The following is a 1,668-nucleotide window of genomic DNA, read 5'->3' as shown; positions in this document are numbered from 1 at the left end:
AAAACCTTGGTTTGGGAGGAGCTAAATACGTAACCAGTCGAGGAAGTAACGCAAATGGAGCTTGGGTAATATGGTCGGATGGAGCCATTGAGGTTATGGGGTATGGTGTAATCCTTGATAACGTCCTGGCAACCGTTAATTACCCAATTGCGCTACCAGGTGTAAGCCGCTATATCAGCATTGCCGAACGTCTCTCTGCTGATCCTGGCACAGCGCCCAACTTTGCTCATTCATCAATGATCATTGATGCTTTAACAACAAATATCGGTTTCAAAGCTCGTTGCACAATGGCCGCAACGGGTGCCCCATCAAATAATGGTTTTTCGTGGAGAGTTTACTATGCGCCTATTTAATCCGATCACGATGACGGAGGTCATTCATGGTTTCCACGATACTGTTAGTGCTATAGAGCTCCCTGAAGATAACTGGTTTTTCACAATGCGGGAAATACCTGAGGGAATGCGGCTTGAAGTCAATGAAAAAGGTGAGCCAGCTCTTATGGAAATTAGCCATGATATATCTGGCAACGAATAAATGAATACGTTTCCTGGCTGAATGCTGAAAATATCAGGTGCTGCTGATGATTATTGATACATCAAAAGCACCTGATATTGGATGACCTATACCTCGGGTTTTGGTGGAAGGTAAAGATTCGGAGCAGTGCCGGTATCAATCTTAGTTAGTTTATAACGGTACCGCTGCCATTCAGTCAGACGTGGAATATCTGCATCGTCAATGTAGCCTCCAACCTGTGCATCTGCCAATGGTGCGATAATTGCAGACGCTTCAGCCAGTAATGCGGTTTTCTGCTGTTCAGCCTTTTCCACATCCGCAGAATGTTTCGCTTTTACGTCGGTTATCCACCCGCTGCCACTCCACTTATCATATGGCGTACCAGGGGCTTCTGTAGTCGTATCTTTAGGATAATCACCCGGCAGGGAAATCGTGACTCGTTGACCTGTCTTCGTGTTGTATACATTTTCACTGCGATGATCGGCGAGGTACTCCCATGCGCTTAAGTCAGAGGTGCGACAAATGGTAAAACCTTCTTTAGATTCTCCAGGCGCATCAATACATGATAAGGCTGGAATGCCTACACCTTCCGCTAAATATTCAACGGATGAAGAAAGATATTCACCCGTCTCCCCATCATAATTAAACACAGTGATCTCACCGGCCATAATGGCGATATGTTCACTACTTAATTTTGCCATCACCATTATGCGGCCCTCACGATGTAGTTAAATGCGATGTTACGCGGGCGAGCGCCAAATGATGACCTTTGCCCTGTAATTGAAGAAATCATTCCAGCGGTACTAATATGTGACCATGATGGGCTATTGTCGACAACGCTATCGAAATCACTCACTGCAATATAAGCAGTTCCATCAGAATAACCGCCAACAAACATCCCAATCCCAGAACCAAACTGAGCTGACAGCAACCCCCTCCCGCTATCTATTCCTCTGCCATCATCCCAGCCACGGATAAACTCAGCGCGAAGGTCTGGCAGTTTAAGGGCAGGATAAGCAAGCGCAAGCTTCGGATATTGGGAAGCCGTGAACGCCGCTCCGTTGCATTTAAGCCACCCCGTCGGTGGAGTTGCTGACGGCCACGGAACGGGGACGCCAACCGGCAGAGCTGCCCCTTCTCCCAAACCAAGGTTTT

Annotated in this window: 3 protein-coding genes and 1 pseudogene; 2 read left to right on the top strand and 2 right to left on the bottom strand. The window is 47.2% G+C overall.

The annotated features are described in order from the left end of the window. Window positions 1-353: pseudogene (locus ACOTZB_RS22875) on the top strand (phage tail protein); the annotation flags it as partial. After that, window positions 340-534 carry a hypothetical protein gene (locus ACOTZB_RS22870; protein ID WP_421628573.1) on the top strand — a complete coding sequence of 65 codons (195 nt, stop codon included), beginning with the start codon at window positions 340-342 and terminating at the stop codon, window positions 532-534. The pseudogene ACOTZB_RS22875 and the gene ACOTZB_RS22870, both read left to right, overlap by 14 nt. Window positions 535-620: 86 nt before the next feature. Here ACOTZB_RS22870 and ACOTZB_RS22865 read toward each other — a convergent pair whose 3' ends face one another. Together ACOTZB_RS22865 and ACOTZB_RS22860 are read right to left on the bottom strand one after the other, a co-directional pair. Further along, window positions 621-1,220, bottom strand: coding sequence for a tail fiber assembly protein (locus ACOTZB_RS22865; protein WP_421628572.1), 600 nt, complete (start codon window positions 1,218-1,220; stop codon window positions 621-623). Beyond that, window positions 1,220-1,668, bottom strand: a 449-nt coding sequence (locus tag ACOTZB_RS22860) for a phage tail protein (protein WP_421628571.1), incomplete at its 5' end; no start/stop codon positions are given. The genes ACOTZB_RS22865 and ACOTZB_RS22860, both read right to left, overlap by 1 nt.

Source organism: Enterobacter cloacae complex sp. SHL020 (assembly GCF_049236945.1).
GTDB lineage: Bacteria > Pseudomonadota > Gammaproteobacteria > Enterobacterales > Enterobacteriaceae > Enterobacter > Enterobacter dykesii.
The sequence above is the reverse complement of the archived record's forward strand: the minus strand, read 5'-3'. Positions and strand labels throughout refer to the sequence as shown.